The organism is Corynebacterium sp. MSK035 (genome assembly GCF_030232615.1).
In the GTDB taxonomy this organism is placed as follows: domain Bacteria; phylum Actinomycetota; class Actinomycetes; order Mycobacteriales; family Mycobacteriaceae; genus Corynebacterium; species Corynebacterium jeikeium_D.
In genome coordinates this window covers 123,808-146,968 of sequence record NZ_JASPJP010000001.1, presented here as the reverse complement: position 1 = coordinate 146,968, position 23,161 = coordinate 123,808, and the positions used below count along the sequence as shown (strand labels likewise).

General features: G+C 59.6%; 20 protein-coding genes. 17 read left to right on the top strand and 3 right to left on the bottom strand.

What is annotated here, in order from left to right; all coding sequences use genetic code 11:
- The first annotated feature begins 84 nt into the window (after window positions 1–84).
- The 3 genes from clpB to QP978_RS00630 all read left to right on the top strand — a co-directional run bounded on the left by clpB (window position 85) and on the right by QP978_RS00630 (window position 5,284).
- A complete protein-coding gene (gene clpB / locus QP978_RS00640; RefSeq protein ID WP_284856724.1) occupies window positions 85–2,664 on the top strand; it encodes an ATP-dependent chaperone ClpB in 2,580 nt (859 codons plus the stop codon).
- A gap of 186 nt (window positions 2,665–2,850) precedes the next feature.
- On the top strand, window positions 2,851–3,498 hold the full coding sequence (locus QP978_RS00635) for a GNAT family N-acetyltransferase (protein WP_048734476.1): 648 nt from the start codon (window positions 2,851–2,853) through the stop codon (window positions 3,496–3,498).
- 247 nt (window positions 3,499–3,745) lie between these two features.
- The gene (locus tag QP978_RS00630; protein ID WP_284856723.1) at window positions 3,746–5,284 is read left to right on the top strand and encodes an HNH endonuclease signature motif containing protein; all 1,539 of its coding nucleotides are present in this window, start codon (window positions 3,746–3,748) and stop codon (window positions 5,282–5,284) included.
- 27 nt (window positions 5,285–5,311) lie between these two features.
- Here QP978_RS00630 and QP978_RS00625 read toward each other — a convergent pair whose 3' ends face one another.
- Window positions 5,312–5,557, bottom strand: coding sequence for an SDR family oxidoreductase (locus QP978_RS00625; protein ID WP_239272088.1), 246 nt, complete (start codon window positions 5,555–5,557; stop codon window positions 5,312–5,314).
- A gap of 179 nt (window positions 5,558–5,736) precedes the next feature.
- Here QP978_RS00625 and QP978_RS00620 point away from each other — a divergent pair, with 179 nt between their 5' ends.
- From QP978_RS00620 to QP978_RS00585, 8 genes are all read left to right on the top strand, one after another.
- Window positions 5,737–6,567, top strand: coding sequence for a sulfurtransferase (locus QP978_RS00620; protein WP_049193768.1), 831 nt, complete (start codon window positions 5,737–5,739; stop codon window positions 6,565–6,567).
- A gap of 208 nt (window positions 6,568–6,775) precedes the next feature.
- Complete coding sequence (locus QP978_RS00615) at window positions 6,776–8,815, top strand: TtfA family protein (RefSeq protein ID WP_284856722.1); 2,040 nt, start codon at window positions 6,776–6,778, stop codon at window positions 8,813–8,815.
- A 51-nt stretch (window positions 8,816–8,866) separates the two neighbouring features.
- Window positions 8,867–9,427 carry an orotate phosphoribosyltransferase gene (pyrE, locus tag QP978_RS00610; RefSeq protein WP_070628459.1) on the top strand — a complete coding sequence of 187 codons (561 nt, stop codon included), beginning with the start codon at window positions 8,867–8,869 and terminating at the stop codon, window positions 9,425–9,427.
- 109 nt (window positions 9,428–9,536) lie between these two features.
- Complete coding sequence (locus QP978_RS00605) at window positions 9,537–10,382, top strand: lysoplasmalogenase family protein (RefSeq protein ID WP_070628460.1); 846 nt, start codon at window positions 9,537–9,539, stop codon at window positions 10,380–10,382.
- Entirely contained in the window at window positions 10,369–11,040 is a 672-nt protein-coding gene (locus QP978_RS00600; RefSeq protein WP_038626765.1) for a TrmH family RNA methyltransferase, read from the top strand. Before QP978_RS00605 ends, QP978_RS00600 begins: the two co-directional genes overlap by 14 nt.
- A gap of 70 nt (window positions 11,041–11,110) precedes the next feature.
- Complete coding sequence (locus QP978_RS00595) at window positions 11,111–12,328, top strand: glycoside hydrolase family 76 protein (protein ID WP_005510131.1); 1,218 nt, start codon at window positions 11,111–11,113, stop codon at window positions 12,326–12,328.
- Between the two features lie 132 nt (window positions 12,329–12,460).
- Entirely contained in the window at window positions 12,461–12,871 is a 411-nt protein-coding gene (locus tag QP978_RS00590; RefSeq protein WP_016421545.1) for a DUF3151 domain-containing protein, read from the top strand.
- Window positions 12,872–12,978: 107 nt separating this feature from the next.
- Entirely contained in the window at window positions 12,979–14,382 is a 1,404-nt protein-coding gene (locus QP978_RS00585; RefSeq protein ID WP_284856721.1) for an FUSC family protein, read from the top strand.
- Between the two features lie 87 nt (window positions 14,383–14,469).
- Here QP978_RS00585 and QP978_RS00580 read toward each other — a convergent pair whose 3' ends face one another.
- Together QP978_RS00580 and QP978_RS00575 are read right to left on the bottom strand one after the other, a co-directional pair.
- Window positions 14,470–15,162: a DUF1707 SHOCT-like domain-containing protein gene (locus QP978_RS00580; RefSeq protein WP_150961475.1), complete on the bottom strand. Its 693-nt coding sequence runs from the start codon at window positions 15,160–15,162 to the stop codon at window positions 14,470–14,472.
- A gap of 134 nt (window positions 15,163–15,296) precedes the next feature.
- Window positions 15,297–16,241 carry a hypothetical protein gene (locus QP978_RS00575; RefSeq protein WP_284856720.1) on the bottom strand — a complete coding sequence of 315 codons (945 nt, stop codon included), beginning with the start codon at window positions 16,239–16,241 and terminating at the stop codon, window positions 15,297–15,299.
- Between the two features lie 51 nt (window positions 16,242–16,292).
- On the opposite strand from QP978_RS00575, the gene QP978_RS00570 reads away from it, so the two are divergent.
- From QP978_RS00570 to purT, 6 genes are all read left to right on the top strand, one after another.
- Window positions 16,293–17,582: an adenylosuccinate synthase gene (locus tag QP978_RS00570; RefSeq protein ID WP_070546037.1), complete on the top strand. Its 1,290-nt coding sequence runs from the start codon at window positions 16,293–16,295 to the stop codon at window positions 17,580–17,582.
- Window positions 17,583–17,839: 257 nt separating this feature from the next.
- The gene (locus QP978_RS00565) at window positions 17,840–18,430 is read left to right on the top strand and encodes an LppP/LprE family lipoprotein (RefSeq protein ID WP_049169864.1); all 591 of its coding nucleotides are present in this window, start codon (window positions 17,840–17,842) and stop codon (window positions 18,428–18,430) included.
- A gap of 162 nt (window positions 18,431–18,592) precedes the next feature.
- Window positions 18,593–19,231: an LppP/LprE family lipoprotein gene (locus QP978_RS00560; protein ID WP_284856719.1), complete on the top strand. Its 639-nt coding sequence runs from the start codon at window positions 18,593–18,595 to the stop codon at window positions 19,229–19,231.
- Window positions 19,232–19,423: 192 nt separating this feature from the next.
- Window positions 19,424–20,680: a glycerophosphodiester phosphodiesterase family protein gene (locus QP978_RS00555; RefSeq protein WP_070546041.1), complete on the top strand. Its 1,257-nt coding sequence runs from the start codon at window positions 19,424–19,426 to the stop codon at window positions 20,678–20,680.
- 96 nt (window positions 20,681–20,776) lie between these two features.
- Complete coding sequence (locus QP978_RS00550; protein WP_070546043.1) at window positions 20,777–21,808, top strand: nucleoside hydrolase; 1,032 nt, start codon at window positions 20,777–20,779, stop codon at window positions 21,806–21,808.
- A 117-nt stretch (window positions 21,809–21,925) separates the two neighbouring features.
- On the top strand, window positions 21,926–23,146 hold the full coding sequence (gene purT / locus QP978_RS00545) for a formate-dependent phosphoribosylglycinamide formyltransferase (protein WP_049169873.1): 1,221 nt from the start codon (window positions 21,926–21,928) through the stop codon (window positions 23,144–23,146).
- Window positions 23,147–23,161: the final 15 nt, after the last annotated feature.

Here is a 23,161-nt window from a genome sequence, read left to right as displayed (position 1 = left end):
AAATTTGAAGTTGAGTGGAACAGACTCAAGGCTGAGTGCGTTATGGGTAGTGAATGACAAAGTTGAGTCAAAGGGGCGCAAGTTATGAGTTTTACACCAACAACTAAGACTGGAGAAGTTCTCCAGGAAGCTATGAAGGCCGCGACCAACGCGGGTAACCCGGATATCCGGCCTGGGCACATTCTGGTAGCACTGCTGGAGCAAAAGGAGGGTATTGCGGCTCCACTGCTTGAAGCAGCGGGCGTTAATCCTTCCGGGGTTTTGACCCGCGCTAAGGAGTTGGTCGCGGGGTACCCGTCGGCAAGCGGGGCGAATATGGCGAACCCACAGTTTAATAGGGACGCCGTTAATGCTCTGAACGCCGCCGAGGAGCTGGCGGGGGAGCTGGGAGACGAGTACGTTTCCACGGAAATTCTGCTTATCGGTGTAGCAACTGGCCAGTCGGAGGCGGCAACTGTGCTGCAGTCGGCGGGTGCTACTGCCGAGGCGTTAAAGGGCGCGCTGACTAGTGTGCGTGGATCGAGGAAGGTAACAACGGAGAATCCAGAAGAGCAGTACCAGGCTCTGGAAAAGTATGCGACGGACTTAACCGCGCGGGCACGTGAGGGCAAGATTGACCCAGTTATTGGCCGCGATGCGGAGATTCGTCGCGTGGTACAGGTCTTGAGTCGTCGTACCAAGAACAATCCGGTGCTCATTGGTGAGCCGGGCGTTGGTAAGACGGCCATTGTAGAGGGGCTGGCACGACGGATTGTTGCAGGTGACGTGCCGGAATCTCTGAAGGGCAAGACGCTGATGAGCCTGGATCTGGGCTCTATGGTCGCCGGTGCGAAGTACCGCGGTGAGTTCGAGGAGCGCCTGAAGGCGGTTCTGGACGAGATTAAGGAATCCGACGGTCAGATTATTACCTTCATCGATGAGATTCACACCATCGTTGGCGCTGGCGCCACGGGTGATGGCTCGATGGATGCGGGCAATATGATTAAACCGATGCTGGCTCGTGGTGAGCTGCGGCTGGTCGGTGCGACGACCCTGGATGAGTACCGCAAGTACATCGAGAAGGATGCTGCGCTGGAGCGTCGTTTCCAGCAGGTCTTTGTCGGTGAGCCGAGCGTTGAGGACGCCATTGGTATTCTGCGTGGTCTGAAGGAGCGCTACGAGGTCCACCACGGTGTTCGCATCCAGGACTCCGCGCTGGTGGCTGCAGCAACGCTGTCGGACCGCTACATCACATCCCGCTTCCTGCCGGATAAGGCTATCGACCTGGTTGATGAGGCCGCATCGCGTCTGCGTATGGAGATTGACTCCTCGCCGGAGGAAATCGACTCCGCGGAACGCATCGTGCGCCGCCTCGAAATCGAGGAAATGGCCCTGGAGAAGGAAACTGACATCGCGTCGAAGGAGCGTCTGGACAAGCTCCGTGAGGAACTTGCAGATGAGCGCGAGAAGCTCAACGCTCTGAAGACTCGCTGGCAGAACGAGAAGTCCTCGATTGATGATGTCCGCTCCGTCCGCGAAGAGCTCGATGCCCTGCGCACTGAGTCCGAAAAGGCTGAGCGCGAAGGTGACTACGGGCGCGTCGCAGAGCTGCGTTACGGACGCATCCCTGAGTTGGAGAAGAAGCTGGAGGCCGCCGAGGAATCGGTCGCTGACGCAGAGGAAAACTCCATGCTCAAGGAGGAGGTCACGCCTCAGGAAGTCGCTGAGGTTGTCTCCGCCTGGACGGGTATCCCGGCTGGCAAGATGATGCAGGGTGAGACCGAGAAGCTGCTCGAAATGGAGCTCAACCTCGGCCGTCGCGTTGTTGGTCAGAATGCCGCTGTGGAGGCTGTCTCCGATGCCGTCCGCCGTTCGCGTGCGGGTGTTGCCGATCCGAACCGTCCGACTGGTTCCTTCCTGTTCCTCGGTCCAACTGGCGTTGGTAAGACAGAGCTGGCCAAGGCGCTGGCGGAGTTCCTCTTCGACGATGAGCGTGCGATGGTGCGCATCGATATGTCCGAGTACGGCGAGAAGCACTCTGTCGCTCGTCTGATTGGTGCTCCTCCCGGATACGTCGGCTACGACGCTGGCGGTCAGCTCACCGAGGCTGTTCGTCGCCGTCCGTACACCGTCGTGCTTTTCGACGAGGTCGAGAAGGCTCACCCGGACGTGTTCGATGTGCTCCTGCAGGTGCTCGATGAGGGTCGCCTGACCGATGGTCAGGGCCGAACCGTGGACTTCCGAAACACGATTCTGATTCTGACCTCCAACCTCGGTGCTGGTGGTACGCATGAGCAGATCATGGATGCGGTCAAGATGGCCTTCAAGCCGGAGTTCATCAACCGTCTCGACGATGTAGTGATCTTCGATCCGCTGACCTCCGAGCAGCTGCGCGGCATTGTGGACATTCAGGTTCGCAACCTGGCAGAACGCCTGGAGGCACGTCGTCTGGTGCTGGATGTCTCCGATGAGGCACTGGATTGGCTGTCGGAGCGCGGCTACGACCCGGCCTACGGCGCCCGTCCGTTGCGTCGTCTGGTGCAGAAGGCAATCGGCGATGAGCTGGCACGTCGACTGCTCGCCGGTGATGTTCGCGATGGTGACCGCGTAGAGGTCACGGTTGCTGACGATAGCGAGTCGCTGAAGGTTGTCGGCTATGACGAGGATGGCGTAGCCCGAATCTAGGGCGCCTGATACTCAGGGCGATAACTGCTGAGCAGGTTGTCTGTTTGTTGGGGCGGTTTGAGAGAGTTTTCTCCTGAACCGCCCCTTTTTTGTGCCTTTATTGTCCGGGTTTATGTGTCTTGTGACCGACCGTGTGTGCTTGTTGCATTCCGGTCAGTCTGGAGTGCGCCGGTATAGTGCGCAAATATGACTAACTTTCAGTGGCGACCAGCGACAGACTCCGACCTCCCCTTCATTGCCTGGATGGACGAACTAACGGAAACATTCGGAGATGAAAGTCAGCCACTGCCGGAAGATTATGTAGTCACGAGGCGTCAGTACGTCGACCAGTGGGACGCGAGTCAGGGCGGGGTTATCCTTTTCGCCACTTCGCTTGACGACGCTGACCTCGAGTCGCTCAGTAGCGACATGACCCGCACTGACCCATTTGAACCGAGGGTTTCTCGCGAGGCTACCTACAGTGCGGCCGCCATTAAGACGGAATGGTTGGAGCGCGGGGATTCGTCGTCAAGCGAAGAGCACGAGAGCTATGAAGTGCCGGTGGGGGCAGCCTGGCTGCGTACGTTTACGCAGGACGATCCGGGGTACGGGTTTGTGGAAAATCGGATTCCTGAGGTAGCGATTGCGCTGCGTCCGGGTGTTGTTGGGCGCAGGCTGTCGCAGCCGATGATTGCAGGACTCCTTGAGTATGCGCGTGAGCTGGGGTACCCGGGGGTTAGTCTGGCTGTCCATGATGCCAACCCGCGGGCGGCGAAAGCCTATGTGAAGGCGGGATTTGAGCTAGTGGGGCGCTCGAGCTTCCCGGACCATGATGTGATGGTGGTGCGGTTTTAGGTTTTCGGCGTGCAGTTTTTGGTGGGGGCTGCGCGGGTGGTGAGGGACTGCGCGAGTTGGTGGGGTTTTCAGGGCGGATGGTGGGGTGTTTAGGCGCTGGAAGCGAGGCAGCGTTTCGGAAAAAGGTTCGAAAAAGTTGACTTAGGGGGTTGTGGTGTGTCGAATGGGTGTGCGATAATGTGGGGGAGGGAAATTAGTTAGTCCATTTGGGGATTCGGATTGCTAGCGTTTTAAAAGGGGTGGGGAAATGTCTACACCATCGGCGTCAAACGGCGGTGGACCGCTTTCGACATCGCAGGTTTTAGATGCGGTTGCGCAGTTTGAAGCTCTGTCGACAGTCATCGTGGAGAACTTCGAAGTACTTGCACCGGATCATGCGCACGATGCATATAAGTCGATTGAGAAAGCGCGAAAACGACTCGCAGTAATTGATGCGACTTATGTGGAGACTATGAAGGGGCGGATGCCCAGCGCGGAGCACCGAAGGATCGCGTGGCTAGCGCAGGAGATGCGAATCTCGCGAGCAGAAGCGAGGCAGCGTATCAATGTCGTCGGACGTCTGAGTAGGAATGTTGATCCGTTTGCTCCGGCGAATGAGGATGTGCGAATGCCGAACCTTCGTCAGAAGGTTGAGGAAGGTGTTGTCGGTGCGGATGCTGTTGCGAAGATTGACAAAGCCGTTCGGGAGCTGCCGGCAACGGAGCATGCACAGCTGTCTAGGCTGCTGGACAAGCACATTTCAGATTTAGTGGACAAAATCCGTGTTGATGATCTCAATAAATTGCCGAACCGCCTGCGGGCGATGTTGGGGGTTGATGACCCGTATACGGATGAGGACCGCGCTCGGAAACGAAGTCTAAAAATCGGTGCTCAGGGGCCGGACGGCATGAGCCGGTTGAGCGGTGTGGTTACGCCTTCGTTTGCGGCGGTGCTCAAAAGGCTGCAGGCAGATCATGCGCGGCCTGGTGGGTTACTCGAAGAAGGCGCCGATGACCAGCGGAATCCGGAGCAGCGTTTCCATGATGCCGTGGAAGCGGCGGTGAACGGGGGCTTTCAACCAGGCGGTGAGCTTCAGCCGGCGCGGGGGACGACATCGGTGGTCACCGTCGCGCATATCGCAGATGTGGCAGCGTTAGCTGGAGTCTCCCTGCCTGAGGGGAAAGATTTTGTACTTCCTGGATCGGGCAAAGCGGTCTCAGACGCGGGAGTGCGAATTTCCATTAGTCAGGCCGTGCAACAGATGGTTGATAGAAATTCGTTCCTCCAAGTATTGGGGAATGAGGGGCAGACCTTGTATTTTGGTCGGTCCCGCAGGCTGGGGACTTTGCCGCAGTATCTGGCCCTTCTTGGAGAGGAAGGAGGTTCCTCCGCGCCGGGCATGGGCACTCCGGGAGCTATGTGTGATGTTCACCATGTGCAGTCGTGGTCTTCCGGTGGTGGCACTGATCTGGATAATCTCACGTTGGTTGATCCGGGTACGCATCGAAAGATCGATGATGCTCGATGTGATGAAAATGCTTGGTGGACGCTTCGGCCGGATGAGGTGCCGGGGATTCTAGGAACTGACGAAGGGGACGGGGTTAGTGGGGAGTGCGAGCCGGTCTCTACTGATCGTGTGGTCTGGGTGGCCCCGAAAGGCAAGGAAGGAAACCGAAAAGCGGAATCCAATGAGGACCCCGATACGTTCGATAGCCCGGGGCGCTGGTTGCGTCGTAAAGCGCGAGAGACACGAGCGGGAGACACAGCGGATGGCAATGGCGAGACGGGACAGGATCCCGGTGGATAGCCGGATGGGAGGGTGAGGCGCCCTGGCTTAGAGGCCGATTTTCCGCTTCGTAGTCAGCTTTGCGTTAATGAAGCGGTCGAGGAAAGGGGCGCCGACGCTGGCGGCATAGTGCAGCAGTTTTGTCGGCAGGCTGACAGGGAAGTCAGCCTTAGTAATCGTGCCCTGTTTCTGGTCGATGCAGCCGACGATTGCGTTGGCGACATCAGCTGGTGTGATGCGAATACCCATGCGCTTGGTGCCGTCAGTGCTGGCATTTTCGAGCAGAGACGTCAACAACTCCGACGGTTTAACCGCGGGAAAGCAGTTTTTCTGCGGTGGCACGGCCGATTCCATGGCCTGCGTTTGAGATGAAAACGGCCAGGTGGGCAGCATCTTCAGACATCTTCCCGAGCTCCTAGTTTTAATAACGTACATATCGCGCTACCAAGTCAATCGATTTAGAATCCGGGATTATGACAACATCCATCTCGGTACAAGAGCTTCGTGACAAGATTGCCGGCGGCGGTCGCATCGTCGTCGTTGACGCACGCTGGTCGCGCGCTAAAAAACCATATGACTCCTACGCTACGGCTCACATCCCTCTGGCCGTGTTTTGTGATCCCGAGTTGGATCTAGCGGGTGTTCCCAGCCGAGAAGCTGGTCGCAACCCGCTGCCGGATATCGAGCGTGTGCGCGATGCCGTCCGTCGTTGGGGAGTCCGCTCGGAGCATCTGGTGATCGTCTACGACGCGGGCGATGGGCTGTTCGCGTCACGTGCTTGGTGGATTCTGCGCTGGGCGGGTCTGGAGAATGTGCGTGTCCTCACCGGCGGGTTAGCTGCTTGGGAAGCAGATGGAAACGAGACTGCCTTCGGTCCCGGCAATCTGCCGCAGCCTGGAACGATTGCGGTGAGCGAGGGCAATATGCCTGTTGCCAGCCTCGACGACGTACGCACCTGGTCTGAACGTGGAATTTTGGTGGATGCGCGTGAGTCCAGCCGCTTTGAAGGCCGCAGTGAGCGCGTCGATCTGCAGGCAGGTCACATCCCGGGTGCCGTGAACCTGGCGGCTCGCAGTCTGCAAAATGCCGACGGTTCCTTCCTGCCTGTTGAGAAGCTCCGTGAGCGCTTTGCCTCCGTCGGTATCGAAGCCGGTCGTAACGTAGCGGTCTACTCCGGTTCCGGTCTTCATTCCTCACTGTTCATTCAGGCCATGGAAGAAGCGGGCATTACTGACGCCTCGCTGTATGTCGGAGGCTGGTCCCAGTGGGCTGGCAATCCGAGCCTGCCTATCGTCCGTTTCTAAGCGGCGCCGGACTCGCATGTGTCCGGGGCAGGGCGACCGCCCCCCCAGGGAACCCCTGATGTGTCGTCCATGTGGATATTTCCCCTCGCCCTTACGGTTCTAGAGAGTCCTGTACGCTCTCGCCTCGGGCATTGGCATTGCGCCAGACGGGGGACGGCATATTGTCGCTGACCAAATAGAACGGCTTCTGGCTTAAGCTAGGAGATTAATGATTCCCCTAGTATTCACCCTCGCAGCGATCCTCATCATCGCCGCAGTCGCGCTGTTCGTTGTCGACCGCCGCCGTCGCAGCACAAGTGAGACTGCTGTGGCGTCTCCTTCGTCGCCATCGCTTTACGACGAGCCTTCGGACTCCACCGGCGAAGTAACCGGTGTGGCGGCAGAAGATGTTGTGCCTGAACAGCCGGATTCTTCAGAGCAGGGCAGCTCTGAGACAGCTTCTGTGGTGAGACCGAATGTCGCAGCTGGCGCTGACTCTGAGGTTGTCGCTGAGACTGATGGTGCCGCTGAAGTTGACCCTGAAACTGAGTTTTCGACGACAGAACTGGGTACTTCAGCTGGGCAAATGATGCCGGCGGAGCCTGAATCTGTCGCGGGAATCGAACCGGCGGCCCCTGCTGAAATGTCCGAAGCAGCAGAAAACACGGGAGCTTCCGAAACATCGGGACCAGCAGCTGACCTGAATGCGGGAACGGACGGGACTCTCCGAAGTAACGCGGAGTCTGGCGCGGAGTTTGGCACAGGGGCTGGCGCGGAGCCAGCCGAGTCAGTGACTGCTGAAGATACTGATACCGTGGATGAGCCCGAGACAGGTTTAGTGGGCGACACCAGTGCCACAGAGGCCAACAGTACCACCGCCGCTGACACTCGCACTGGAACTGTTGACGGTACAGAATTCCAGGCTGCGTCGGTCGAAAATACCGAGACCGGCGAAGTGCCGCAATCATCCGATTTTGCGGCGCACGCCCAGGCCACTCAGGTCACCCAACCCGCCCAGCCCACAGAGCCCACCCAGCCCGCGCAACCGCAGCGCGCCCAGCAGAAGTCAGTGGCTCCTGTCCGTCGACGTATCAGCGGTCGCCGGGTGCGTCACTTGCGGAAGGCCTGGGCGCAGGAACGTAATTCTGTCTACAACCGTGTGGACCATGAGCTGCCGTCGTACTGGCAGCGCACGCCGGACGGCGATGCCAAGGCCGTGGTCTCCGGTTTCGCCTTTGGCCGGGAAATGCACCTCGCCGATGTCGGTGGCATCACCACCATCGCTATCCGCCGCTCTGTATCCAGCGATGAGGTTTTCGAGCTGCGCCGCAGCGGCGGCACGACGCTGCCTCACGTAGCCACCGAAGCCGGCCTGGTAGTCGCAGCTACCGACCCAGAGCTCATTCATCGCATCTTCGACGACCGTGCAACCCGCATGCTTGCCGACGTGCACCCGGCCATTACCCGCATGTGGTCCGAAAACTCCTGGTCCTTAGCTCAGTTGATTGATAATTCAGTGCCAGAGGACTGGGACGGTGCACTGGTATCGCTGTCGGACTTCTCCGACATTGCGCGCAGGTTGCCACCGGCGGAAGGTGAAACCGTCGCTCCGGACGCTAATCAGTGGGATCCCACTCGTTTGCAGCTCACCGAGCAGTCCGTTGACTCTGGTTCCTTGATCTCGGATGGAACCGGGCGTGGGCACTTGCACGCGGTACCAGACCAGCGTCGCAACGGTTCTGCTAACCATGAATCGCAGAATCACAGCTCACAGAACGGGCATGCCCAGAGTCACAGCGCGCAGAATAGCAAGGGCGAAGAGCCGCTGGACGTTGAGGAAATTGTTTACGCAGATTCTCCTTCGTCCTCGTCCGCTGCCACCGTGGATGCAACCACGGATGATTCGCAGTGGTCGTCGCAAAGCAATGCACAACCCACGGTGGTGCAGGCGATTGACGGCTCGTCGTGGCGCCCTACGCGGGATATACCGCTTGATCCGACGGCGCTGCCTTCGCGGTCAACGGCACGAAAGATGGGTGCAAATGTTGGTGAGTCGGAGGACATTGGGGATTCTGGCCAGCAGATTCCTGCGCTTGGCGAGGATCCCGAACATAGCCGGATGCGCTCGAGCCGGGGACGTGTAGTGCGATCAAATGTGAAGCCCGCCAGTATTTTTACCGACGCCGCCCCAGACCTCGACAGCAGCGACGACCCCACCGAATCTGTATCCGAGGACAAAGGCGCAACCCCTGATTCCGCGGACGAGTAGAACCAGACATATCCTTGAGCACACAGTCGTTTATTTAGGAGACAACCTCAGATGAGCACCCACACGAGCAATGTCAATCAGGAGAAGCTGCAGCGTTTGGCCGAGCTGGTCAAGGAGCTGGCGGTTGTCCATGGCAAGGTCACGCTGTCGTCTGGACGTGAGGCTGACTACTACGTTGACCTGCGCCGCGCCACCCTACATCATGAGGCCTCGCGCCTGATTGGTTCCCTGCTACGAGAGCTCACTTCCGACTGGGACTACGCGCACGTCGGTGGTCTGACGCTTGGCGCGGACCCGGTGGCCACCTCTGTCATGCACGCCGAAGGACGTCCGATTGATGCCTTCGTAGTACGCAAGGAAGCCAAGAAGCACGGCATGCAGCGCCGCATTGAAGGGCCGGACATTGTGGGCAAGAAGGTCCTGGTTGTTGAGGACACCACCACGACGGGCAACTCACCGCTGACCGCCGTAGCTGCCCTACGCGAGGCCGGTGCCGAGGTTGTCGGTGTAGCCACTGTGGTTGACCGCGCGACGGGCGCCGACGAGGTCATCAAGGGTGAAGGCCTGGAGTACCGTTATCTGCTCGGTTTGGATGACTTGGGCCTGGCCTAAGAATCTGAGCGCTAGAGCTTTTACCGAGCCTCACTCAACTCACTGAGCCTCGCCGAGCCTCACCCAGCTCACCCGCCCCAACGCAGTCCCACGAAAGAGGAACATCCCCATGACTACCAAGCGTGCAGGACTCTTGTCCAAGCTCACTACGACCAAACTTCCCGGCACCAAGGAAACCGTCGCTGACATGTTTGTGCGTCGCACGGGCGAGGGCCTCGGCGCACTCGTCGGTATCGCCAGCGCGAGCTCCGACACCCGCCGTGCCCCGGAACGCGCCGGCTACATTGCCGCCAGTGCGGTCAACGTTGTCTCCAGCGCCTTCGGCTGGGAGACTCCACGTCGAGTTTCCAAGACTGTCCTCATGCCACTGTTGGCGGCCAATGTTTGGCGCCGTCGCCACGAGACGTCTCGCTTTACGACGACCACCCTGCTCATCGGCCTCGCCGGCGGTTGGTTGGGCGACTTGATTCTCATGCCGAACAAGCCGAACCTGAACCGCGGTTCTGTGCCGTTCGCAGTTAACCAGGTTGCCTACCACGTGCTGCTGTGGCGTGCCGGAGCTCGCATTAGCGCGCTGCGTGCTGCCATTCGCTTCCCACTGTGGGCTGGTTCGGTACCGCTGGTCGGTGCTGTAAAGCCAGAGGCGCTGCCCGCTGCAGTTGGCTACGGTCCGCTGCTGGCCGTGACTTCTGCACTGGCCGATGACCCGGTACTGCTGGAGGGGGCCGGTGCTGTCGGAACTGATGAGCAGACCGGCCTGCCGATTGCCGATGCCACCTACGGCCTAGGTCACGGTGGCAACCTGTTCCTTATCTCCGACACGCTACTGATGGCTCGAAAGATGTTTGCGGAGGAGGGCGTCGTCGGCAAGCTTCTGAATGCGGCAGTGATGGACACCTACACCGTGGCGCAGTTGTTCCTGGTCGAGGGGCTGTTGGCTCTTGACCGCGCCTGAGCCCGGGAAGGGGCCGACGGAGTGGTTTGAGGCTCGTGTCGGGGTGGGACCGTGGGAGCAGGAGCACCCGAACGAACCTCGGCCGACCGGCCCAGAATACGATGAGCAGCTTTTGGATGAGGGCGACCGACGCAACGTCGTCGATGCTTACCGCTACTGGACGATGGAGGCTATCGTCGCGGAGCTGGATAAGCGTCGTCATCCGTTGCACATCGCCATCGAGAATTTTGAGAATGACTCCAACATCGGCACCGTGGTACGCACCGCAAATGCCTTCCTGGTAGAGGCCGTGCACATCGTGGGGCGCAAGCGTTGGAATCGTCGCGGCGCGATGGTGACTGACCGCTACCAGCACTTGCTGCACCATGAGACGGTGTCGGAGGTCATTAGCTGGGCGCGCGAGCATGACCTGGCTGTGGTGGCCGTGGACAACGTGCCGGGCTCCGTACCCATCGAAACCGTTGAGTTGCCCGAGCGTTGTCTTTTGCTCTTCGGCCAGGAGGGGCCGGGAGTGACTGAAGAGGCACAGCAGGCGGCGGATCTGACGGTGTCGATCGCCCAATTTGGATCGACGCGTTCGATAAATGCGGGGGTAGCGGCGGGTATTGCCATGCACTCTTGGATTCGTACTCATGCAGATATCACCGCGGCCTGGTAATTGTCTGCTTAGGTGTTTTATTTCGAAAGGCTGTTTTAGAGCTGTTTCACAGCCGTTTTAAGGAGAGCCAGTGGTTCTAAAAATGTCGCGTCCGGAGGCCGAAACGTGGGCCTATCGCGCGGACGTGGCTGAGCAGGCGATTCGCAACCGTCATGCGGCGAAGCTGTGGGGTCTTCCGGGCACGAATCTGGCAATGGCTTCCTGGCCCGCGCCGCTGCGACACAAGGTCTTCATCAACTGGCATTACTGGTGGCAGGCGCAGTATCTCGACTGTCTGGTAGACGCAGCCAAGCGCGTGCCCTCTAAGGAGAAGTACCGCGCTATCCGCCAGACCACTCGGGGTATCCGCATTCGCAACCTCACGCTGCTGACCAAGAACAAGTACTACGACGATCGCGCGTGGATGGCACTGGCGCTCGGGCGTGCCGACGCTGTCCTCGGCGCATCGGTGCCCAAGAAGACGACAGCGCGGCTGATTTCATGCTTGGGCGATGGTCGGCAGGAGTCCACGGGTGTGCTGCCGTGGCGTGAGCAGGACCTCTTTTTCAACGTCCCCTCGAACGGTCCTGCAGCCATCGCTCTGGCCCGGGCTGGTCGCATCAAGGAGGCAGAGGAACTTATCGACTGGGTTTACGCCAACCTTTTGGCGGACTCAGGTCTGCTCTACGACGGCATTCGCTTGTCCATGGCAGGTGCCGTGGTGCAGAAGGGCATGTTTACGTACAACCAGGGTGTCATGATTGGCGCTTGCCTCGAAGTGGGACTTGCGCTTCGGGCGCACGGCCAGCGGGAACAGGCGACGAAGTATTTCACGCGCGTGCAAAACCTCATCCACGCGGTGGCAAAGGATTTGGCGACCACCGACAATGTCATCGCCGGTGCCGGTGGCGGCGATGGTGGTCTGTTCAACGGCATCCTCGTGCGATACCTCGCCGATGCGGCGGTGCGTTTGCCTGGAGACAATCGCATGAATCGCGCGGCGGCCCGCATTGCCCGCCGATTGGTTCTGGCGTCGGGGGAGAAGTGCTGGTACCACCGCCTCGAGGTCGATGGCCTGCCGCTTTTCCCCGCAGATTGGAACGACAATGCTCAGTTCCCACAGGGCGGCTCGGTTGCGCAATCAGTCGGTGGCGCGGTTCGCGGTTCGGCGATCAAGGAGCGTGACCTCTCTGTCCAGCTGTCGGGTTGGATGCTGATGGAAGCGTGTGCCCGAGTGGCCGATTTTGTTGCGACCAAGCTGGAAAATGGTGAGTCGTTGGATTCGACGAAGCCGAGCTGCCCGGAGTAGTCGGGGAACGCTAGTTGGTCGTCATCTGGCGCTTGCCGACGTTGTACCACCGCGCTGTGCCCGCCGTTGCCAACAGGGAGTCACCTACTGAGCCCCTGCCATCGCCACGTGATGACTGGCACAATAGGACGCATGAAACTCAATGACATGATGGCTCCTGCTCCCGTGAAGCTCCCCGTTCTTGACGAGGCCGTTGCTGCCCGCAATGGTGGCGCAAGCCCGGAGGCTGTGGTTCGCGCATGCCCGCGCGATTCCCAGGCGTGGGCAGACTTGGCTGAAAGTGCCTTGTCCGAAGGTCAGGAGATTCAGGCCTATGCCTTCGCCCGCACTGGTTACCATCGTGGTCTGGATCTGCTGCGCGGAAACGGCTGGAAGGGGTTCGGAGCGATTCCATGGGAGCACGAGCCCAATCGTGGTGTGCTCCGCGCCTTCGCAGCATTGGCTAAGGCTGCTAAGGCTATCGGCGAGGATGATGAATTCGATCGCATGATGGCGTTACTGCGTGACAGTGATGAATCCGCGCTGCCAGAGTTGGGTCTTTAATCGCGCACAGAGACCGCACAAAGACTCAGCGAGCGCATAGAAGCGCACACGAGCACAACAGGGACGCAACAAGCACATAGTTTTCACATGAGGATGGTGACTTCGGCATGGCTGGCATCGCTGGTGGGGAAGATAAGGATGCCGCAGCTGCCAGGAATCTAGAGGACCTTGCTCCCGCGCATGTCGACGACCTCGTCGAAGCTAAGGAAACGCAATTCGTCGAGGATAATCCGCGCCCGGATTTCCAAGATTTTCGCAATACGTACCTACATCCGGCCTCCCGCGCAGCAAACAAGCTGCGTCAGAAAGTGAGGCCCCGCACGCGTTTCCTCCATGCGATTGACCGTGTGCGCTCCCGTTGGATGCTCATTGTCCAAGCCACGTTAGCCGCTGGGTTGGCCTACTGGTTCGCACTTGAGGTACTGGGGCACCCCAACCCGTTCTTCGCGCCGATGGCCGCTTTCATCAGCCTCAACGTGATGACCGCAGGTCCTCGCCTAAAGCACTCTGTGGAGTTGGTGCTCGGCGCCTCGTTGGGAGTCGGCATTGGTGATGTGATTATCTCCATCCTCGGCTCGGGTATCTGGCAGCTGACTGTCGGTGTGTTCGTCGCCATGGTCATTGGCGTGTTTGTCGGTCGAGGCCCGCTTGTGGTGAACCAAGCGGCATCTTCAGCCGTGCTTATCGCCACCATTATTCCGCCGGGCACCGCTGGTTCTTATTACCGAATGATTGATGCTCTCGTCGGTGGTGTGGTGGGCATTATTGTGCTCATGGTATTGCCGCGAAGCCCGCTGGCGGGTGCTCGCCGCAAGGTGGCCAAGGTCCTCGACATGGGTGCAGACGTACTTTATGACATCGGCATCGGCATGAAAGAGGGCGACACCGATCGCATCCGCACCGCACTGAGCGTGGTGCGCTCCATGCAGGCGCAGGTCTCACTGATGGACCGCACCGTTGCTGACGCGGGCGAGCAGGTCCGCATCTCCCCGTTGCTCTGGCGCTCCCGGGATCGAATCCACTCGCTGTCACGCATGGTTCATCCTGTCGACAACGCCATGCGCAACATCCGTGTGCTCGCGCGTCGCGCTATCACAGCCCGCGAGGACCACATCGACTTTTCGCCCGAACTGTGTGGGCTTGTTCTCGGCGTATCTGAAGGCACGCGCCTGGTCAGTCATGTGCTTGACGACGAAGCCGCCGTGCGCCGAATCCCAGAGTGGGGCGAGTTGCCTTTCGAATCCGGCGACATCGCTATCGCCCAGCTTTCCGAGGGATCCGGAGAGGTCAAGCTTGAAGACGTGGTTCGGTACTTGCGTCGTCTAGCAGCGAAAATGCACCCGCGCGTCATCGAGGACGCAACGCTATCGGAACAGGTCGTGTTTGCGCAGTCCCGCTCATTGGTGGTGGACCTGTTGCAGGTGTGTGGCCTGTCCAGACGTTCAGCTGTGGCAACGCTGCCGCCGACGACGCCGTTCCCAGCAATGCCGCCGGAGGTATGGGACGAGTAGCCGGTGAGGAGTGGGCGAGTAGCGGCTCGCTAGCCGTCAGTCGGTTACTGCGGTACGCTCTACTGCCCCGTGCTACTGCAACCTGCTCTACTGCGGTACGCGCTTGACCTCGACGCCGCCGAAAGCGACGAAGCCGCGCACAATAATCTTCGGAGCCTGTCCTGCGCCAGGAGCAGGAAGGTTGCGTCCCGGCTTTCCAGTAACATCCGTGCCTCCGAAGATGGGCAGCACGTCGACATCAACTTGGTAGTGGTCGGGGACAATGACGTCGACTCCACCGAAGGCGCAGCCAATGTTGACGACAGTGGTTTCCGCGGTAAGGATGGCCTCGCGGAAATCCAAGCCAGTCCCGCCGAAGGCCGCCACCGTGGTGTGCGTGGGAGCGCACGTCCAAGGGCCTCTCTTGTCGGTGCCGCCAAAGATGCCGATGGAGAGCTTCGAACCAGTTGCCGCGGCGGAGCTATCAATCCGGGCTGGTTGATGATTGCTGGCTGCATTCGGTGCCACTGAATGGTGCTCGTCCGGGACGCTGTGCAGGTTCGGGCGCAGGTTAGGGTTTGGGTGCGCATGTGGAGTCGGCTCGGCCAGGTTCGCGGGCAGCGACAAGTCCTGTGTCAATGTGGGCAACTCATCAATGTACGTTGCCTTTTGGGCTTTCTCGGTGCGCTCCTGCAGTTCCGCAAAGTCAATCTGGCCATCGCGGAATGCCCATTCCAAGCGTTCCAGCGCAGTGTGGCGGGCTTGGTCGCCAGCGCGTAGCCGTGGGGTGTTGTCAGTCATGATGCTGTCCTATCGAGGCAGTGGCGGGCAGGGGCTTTAACACCCAAATGTTATCTGTACTCGAGCTATCGCGCAGGCCACTTTCGCGCAAGCCACTTTCTCACGGGCAGACCGTGGCTATTGCCCCGACGCAGTTAGTGCACAATCTGCAAGTCGCGAAGGTGTCGGTACAGAGTTGTCTTCTCTCGCGGCTTTCGAGACTCGACTCCATCGCGCACATATCGGAAGCCCAGGCCACCAACTTGAACTGCCCGACCCGTCATCGGACGGTGTAGCTCGCGGGCCGGGGCTTCTTTCGCTTTACGACGGCCACCGCGCCCCAATCCGAGTCGGCTCAGCAGGCCTTTGTTGCCTCCATCCTCGTTACCGATTTCCGCTTCCGGAGCCGGAACTTCGGCCGCAACGATGCCCGGGGCGTCGGGGGTAGGGCGAATCTGCAGGCCGGTGGATGTGCCGGAGAACATCTGATGCTCGTCGACATAGACCTCGCCAGTAAACCCGTTTGCCGAGGACACTCCGGTAATTCCCGGCTCTGTCAGTAGGGCGTAACCAACAATTGCGTGGCCGGTGTCATCGCGAATCAGCGGCACTGGCGTCGTCGGGCGTGTGAGCGCGGTCGCCGCATCGAGCCCTTCTCCTCCTTCGATGCCCCAGTTTTTGGCCGCGGTCGACGGTGCGGTGGGGACATGTGCCACTTCAATCCACAGGAGGTTCTTGCGCATCAGGTAGGTTGCCACGGTAGCCAGTGCCGCGTCGGTGCCAACGACCACAATTCGTAACGGCTCGCTCGGCTTTTGCGGAGCGGGTTGCGGAGCGCCTAAGTGGTCGACTTTCTTCTGCTTGGAGATTTCCTCCGGCGTCGGTGCTGTATCGATAGGCAGTACGTCCTTGGCCAGGTCGTCGATGAAAGCCAGCTCCTTGCGGGTGGGGATCATCGCGACGTCGTGAAGCGCATAGGCGGGTGGTGCCGGAGTAGCTGGTGCTGATGGTGTGGACGGTGCTGATGTAGACCATGATTGGTGGAGCAATTGGGGAAACGCGGGTACATCGGGGCCACACTGCAGCACAACAATACGCATAGGACTACACTCTAATGCGTCGTCTGCAATCCCAGGAGTTGAAGTAGGACTATGGCCGCAATCATTATCGTCGGTGCCCAGTGGGGCGACGAGGGCAAGGGCAAAGCAACCGATATTCTCGGTGGCCGCGTCGACTACGTCGTCAAGCCCAACGGTGGCAATAACGCCGGCCACACCGTTGTCGTCGGCGGTGAGAAGTACGAGCTGAAGCTGCTTCCGGCGGGTGTGCTGTCGGAAAACGCTGTGCCGATTATCGGTAACGGCTGTGTGGTCAACCTCGAGGCGCTTTTCGACGAGATTGATGGCCTCGAAGCTCGCGGTGCAAAAGCCTCCCGCCTGCGCGTTTCCGGCAATGCCCACATGGTTGCTCCGTACCACCAGACGCTGGACCGCGTGACCGAGCGCTTCCTGGGTAAGCGCGCTATCGGCACCACTGGCCGCGGTATCGGCCCGACGTATGCCGACAAGGTCGGCCGTACGGGCTTGCGTGTCCAGGACATTCTGGATGAGTCGATTCTGCGCCAGAAGATTGAGTCTTCGCTGGCTCAGAAGAACCAGATTCTGGTCAAGCTGTACAACCGCCGCGCCATCGACCCGGATGAGGTCTTCGATTACTTCATGGGCTTCGCCGATCGTCTGCGTCCGATGATTATCGACTCGGAGTTTGAGCTCAATCGGGCTTTGGATGCCGGCAAGCATGTCCTCATGGAGGGCGGTCAGGCCACCATGCTCGATGTCGACCACGGCACCTACCCGTTCGTGACTTCCTCGAACCCAACCGCTGGTGGTGCCTGCGTGGGTACCGGTATCGGCCCGACGAAGATTACTTCGGTGCTGGGCATCATGAAGGCCTACACCACCCGCGTCGGTGCTGGCCCGTTCCCGACGGAGCTGTTCGACAAGTGGGGCGAGTACCTCCAGACCACCGGCGGTGAGGTCGGAGTCAACACCGGCCGTAAGCGCCGCTGTGGTTGGTACGATTCGGTGCTGGCTCGCTACGCCGCGCGCGTCAACGGTTTCACGGATTTGTTCATCACCAAGCTGGACGTCCTGACCGGTATCGGTGAGATTCCGATTTGTGTCGCTTACGACGTTGATGGCGTGCGTCACGACGAAATGCCACTCACCCAGTCGGAGTTCCACCACGCTGTCCCGATTTACGAGACCATGCCTGCGTGGGACGAAGACATCACTGGCTGCCGCACCTTCGATGAGCTGCCGGACAAGGCCAAGGATTACCTGAACCGACTGGAGGAGCTCTCCGGCGCTCGCATTTCTTACATCGGTGTTGGTCCGGGTCGTGACCAGACCATCGTTGTTCACGACGTGCTGGATAACTAGCGCTGGACACTTAACCTGGAGGCAGTGGCGAACTAACCGGAAAATAGTCCGGCTTTCGACCCGGCTTTATCGAACTGTTAGATAAAAAATCTTCGGTGCCGAAACCGCTGGCTGCTGTAAAAAAGAACATTTGCTAACCACGCGAAGGCTCTGGGAATTGTCAGTTGCCCCTGGCATCCCAGAGTCATTTTTGTATCGTAGGCCTCACCGCGTAGTCCAACGACAGAAGTCCAAACGACAGAAGGCGTGTGGTTTTCATGCAAAACACAGGACACCGAGTACAACGACTGGCAAGTTCCGCCGTGCTTTCCGGCGCGATGGTTTTCTCCGCAGTAGGTGGAGCAATTGCAGCTCCTGCGGCTCAGGCGAAACCAGCTCCGGCACCAGCACCGGCTCCAGCTCCGGCGCAGGCGGATAGCTGTACCCCGAACCCGGCTGCACCTGAAATCCAGGCGGCCCTGGATAAGGTCAACAGGGAGCGTCCGAACAACCATGATGGGTGGAAGTACACTGGCACCTCCAACTTCAGCCCGTGTAGCGATTTGAGCTTTGCTCTCGCAGATCAGGCCAAGCAGGGTAACGCTCAGTCCTCCACTGTGTTGTTGATGTTCCACAAGGGTGAATACATTGGTACGGACTCTGACCGGCCTCAGCACATCAACAAGGTGACGCCGACCCCTGATGGTAAGAACATCTCGGTCATCTACCACGACTGGGAGGCCCAGGAGGCCGCAGGTGCGCCGAACGCTGATGTGGCCAAGTTCACCTCTAATGTTCACTTCTTCTGGAACGGCGATCACGTCGTTCACGAGGGGAAGATTCCCGGCGGCGCGAAGCCCGCTTCCTAACGGCTCCCGAGAACTCTCGAGAGCTTTCGAGAATTCTTGGGCACTCGCGGGGACTCTTGATTTTTTCCAAGTAAACTCAATTCAGAGTCGGACATGAGAAAGTAATGCTCCGCCGTCGCTAAGTGTTTGAGAAAACTTGAGAGAACAGAAGAGGTTCCAGCCATGAGTGGTCGTTCAGTTCGTCGCGGGTCGATGCTGGTTAGCGCGGCGGTCGCAGGTGTAGTGGCTTTGTCCGGTTGCTCCACTGATGAGACTGCAGCACCGACCTCTGCTCCTCAGGTAGATGAAGAAACGACCACCATCACTACGACCACCACTGTCGAGGATGACAGTGAAAGTGCAGATACCCCCAATCCGGATGTCGATGATAACGACACCGATGGGGGTTCTTCTGCGCCAACCCAGGAAGAGGCTTTCGAAGAAGCGGTTGCCGACCTGAACTCAATGGAAGGTGGCAATGGCAGCGGTTGGACAGTCACGGACAATACGAACTGGGATACCACCAGCGAGTTGACCTTTGCCTCAGCAGCACAGAATGAAATTACCCACTCAACTACCTCTGGTGCAGTGCTGCTGTTTCATAAGGGCGAGTACGTGGGTACCGCCGGTGGTCCGCAGACAATCAACTCGGTCGAAGGCGATGGCAAAACTGTGACCGTCAATTTCTTCGATGTCAATAAAATGATTGAAGACGGCGGTGCCTTCGCCTTTAAAGACCAGTACAACGCTCCCGTTACGTACTCCTGGGATGGGGCAGAAGTTGCTCAAGAAGGTGAGATTCCAAAGGCAGAGGGAAATTAATCTCTAACCCGTGCTCTCTCCAGATGCGAGTGCTGGCAAGCCGTTTTAAAGTAGTGGCGCAACACACAGATTTCACGTAAATTTCTGTGTTCCGTAAAATCTCCGACGGTAGTTTGTCGACACTTTGTTGTCGGTACTATGCCGTCGCTATGAAGTCGCTAACACTACGCCCAAAGAGGAAAATCACCGGCCATGTCTTCTCGCAACTCATCTGACTCCATGTTTGACGAACGGGCCAAGCAGAGCGAGCAGCCTCAGAATTCACGCGTCCACGGCACGCGCCGCGCAATCGCGGCGATTGCTATGGGCGCGTTTGCTATTTCTCCCATTGCAGCCTGCAGCAATGATGCGGACAACGATGCGGCATCGTCGTCAAGCAGTGCAAGCGCGGTTAGCACTACGGCGAGCGAAGAGAAGACCTTTGAAAAGCAGCAGGTCGCTGAGCTGAATGCGTCCGCGAATGTGCGGCCGGCTGCGATGGCTAAGCTGCCGGAGGGGTTTGATCTGCAGTCGCACCGTGGTGGTCGCGGTGAGTGGACGGAGGAGTCCAAGCAGGCGATGGCCAACTCGCTGGAGCTGGGCGTTACGACGTTGGAGCTGGACATCGTTCTGACGAAGGATGGCGTGCCTATGGTCTGGCACGATCCGGAAATCCAAGATGACAAGTGCTCGGACACCGAGCCAGTGACGGAGGGGGATCCGCAGTACCCGTACGTCGGCAAGCTCGTACATGATCTCACCTATGAGCAGGTACAAACCCTGGTCTGCGACAAGAAGCTCGAGGACTTCCCGGATGCGGAGCCAATCAAGGGCAATAGGATGATGACCCTGCCGGAGCTGTTCGAGCTGACTAAGGACAACCAGGACATCCACTTCAACATTGAGACCAAGATCGAGGGCGAAAAGCGCGCTGACTCGGCAGAACCGCAGGAGTTCGTCGATGTGATTCTCGACGAGATTGACCGCGCGGGTGTGGCTGATCGTGTGATGATTCAATCCTTCGATTGGCGCTCGTTGCCGCTGGTCGCGGAACGGAACCCGGAGATTCCGCTGGTCATGCTGTGGGACGAAACCACCTGGAAGAAGGATTCTCCTTGGATCGGCGATGTCAATTACGACGAGGTCGATGGCGACATCATCGAGGCCGCCAAGCAGCTCGGCGTGCAGGTGCTCTCACCGACGCACAGCATTCCTTACGGCAAGACACCGTCGGATTCTGACTACCACCCGGTCGCCACGCCGGAGCTGATTTCCCGCGCACACGAGGCCGGCATGAAGGTGGTGCCGTGGACGGTGAACGAAAAGGAGACCATGCGCGAGCAGATTGCCGCTGGTGTCGATGGCATCATCACCGACTACCCGACGCGACTGCGCGAGGTCTTGGCCGAGCTGAATATGCCGCTGCCAGAGCCCGCTCCGGTGGGTGATGCAGCGATGTCGACGAACTAGTAAACCCGGCTAGCACCAGCGAAAACTCGTCTGTATCCCTGTTTTGCCCGTGTTTAGCTCTGCGGGCTGAGCGTGTTTCGTGTCACACTTGACCTTATGACGCGTTTGAAAGTGCTTGCCGACGTTGACACGGGTATCGATGACAGTCTTGCTCTCGTCTACCTCGCAGGGTTACATACCGCAGGCGAGATCGAGCTGGTGGGTGTGACCTGCGCAGGTGGTAACACCACTGCGGCATGGTCCGCTCGCAACACCAAGTACATGTTGAATCTCTGCGGTTGCCCGGAGGTCCCGGTTGTCAGCGGTTTCGAGGGGCCCGCTGACCGTGAGCTGACTACCACGCCTGAGACTCATGGTCCGTACGGGCTGGGCTACAACCTGGCGCCACCGGCCGTCATCTACGAGCCGGGGCGCGGAGGGGCGGCGGATCCGCTGGCGCTGTGGCGCCAGGTCATCGAACAGGCGCGGTCGACGGGGGAGAAGGTGCACCTGCTGGTCACTGGCCCTATGACTACCTACGTGGCCGCTTTGAAGAAGTACCCAGAACTCATGCGGGAGCTCGACGGTGTGACCATTATGGGCGGTGCTGTGGAGTACCACGGTAACGTTACCGAGTTTGCGGAATGGAACTTCTGGGTCGACCCCACCGCGGTCACCGAGGTCTTCGGCACCGCGGGCGCTGTGGCCGTCGAGCGCCCGGAGGATGCCGTGCGCAGCATCGCCACCGCCGCAGGCGCGCCGGTGCCGACGCTGGTTCCGCTCAATGTCACCGAGACCATCACCATTAGTGATACTGAGATTGAATCCTGGCGAGATGCCGGTATGAACTCGGAGCTGCTGCGTGTTCTGCGCCGCTCGCTGAAGTTCTACTTTGAGTTCCACCAGGGAGTTGGAGTCGGTTACAAGGCGCAGGTTCATGACCTCTTCGCTGCGATGGTGGCCGTCGGTGCGGTGACCGGGGAAGTGGAGAAGATGCGCCTCGTGGGCGTCGATAGGCGAACTTTTGCAGATGAGCCTGCGCGGCGCGGACAGGTGGTGGAAGATCCTGCCGGTTCGGTGGCGAATGTTGTCCTGGCCGCTGACCGTGAGGTGGCGCTGGCTGAGTTCCAGCGGGTGTTCCCGCGCTAGGTTCCCCGCCCGTGCCCGCCGCGGTGAATCCGCTCGCTGTCGTATGCTGGAGACAATCAATTTCACAGCTGCTGGTTGTGCAGCGTACGTGCCGTAGACGAAAGCGAGTTTATCTCGATGTTCACCCCTGAAGTCACCGGAACCCCGTACCAGCCGGAAGCAACGCGAGTTCTGCTGCTCGGCTCTGGCGAGCTCGGCAAGGAGGTGACCATTGCTTTCCAACGTCTTGGCGTTGAGGTGCACGCTGCCGATCGCTACGAGCATGCACCGGCACACCAGGTCGCTCACCACGCCTACGTCTTGAATATGTCGGATTCCAGTGCACTGCGGGATCTGATTCTCCAGGTCAAGCCCCACTTCATCGTCCCCGAGATCGAGGCCCTGGCAACCGAGGTGCTGGAAGAGGTTGAGGAAGACGAGACGCTGGACGTCACCGTTATTCCAACCGCACGGGCGACTCAGCTGACCATGAACCGAGAGGGTATTCGCCGTCTGGCTGCGGAAGAGGTTGGGCTGCCGACTTCCCGCTATCACTTCGCCTCCAGCTTTGATGAATTCACCGCAGCTGTCGATGAGATTGGCTTCCCGTGTGTGGTCAAGCCGGTCATGAGTTCCTCGGGCAAGGGGCAGTCCACGCTGCGTTCGCCGGAGGATGTCCAGGCCGCGTGGGATTATGCCATGAGTGGCGGCCGCGTCGAGTCCGGCCGCGTCATTGTGGAGGGCTTCGTCGATTTCGACTACGAGATCACGCTGCTGACCGTGCGCTCCGTTGATCCGGAGACCGGCGAGGGGGCAACGTGGTTCTGTGAGCCCATTGGGCACCGTCAGCAGGACGGCGACTACGTTGAGTCATGGCAGCCGGCTGCCATGAGTGAAAACGCCCTGGACAATGCGCGCTCTGTCGCCGCGCGCATCACCAACGCGCTGGGCGGTCGCGGTATCTTCGGCGTCGAGCTGTTTGTCCGCGGCGATGAGGTGTGGTTCTCCGAGGTCAGCCCGCGTCCGCACGACACCGGCATGGTCACCATGGGCACCCAGCGTTTCTCTGAGTTCGAGCTGCACGCGCGTGCAGTGTTGGGTCTGCCTATCGACGTCACGCTGGTGTCCCCGGGAGCCTCCGCTGTGGTCTACGGCGGTGCTGACATCGAGCAGCCGGGTTACACCGGGCTGACGGAGGCCATGGCTATTCCGGAGACTGATATTCGTATCTTTGGTAAGCCGGTCGCTGGCCCGCGTCGCCGCATGGGCGTTGCTGTTTCAACCGCGGATTCTGTCGATGCTGCTCGTGAGCGTGCATCGGAGGCGGCATCAAAGATTAAGGTCGTCGAACTGGGCTAGTTCGACGACCTAGTG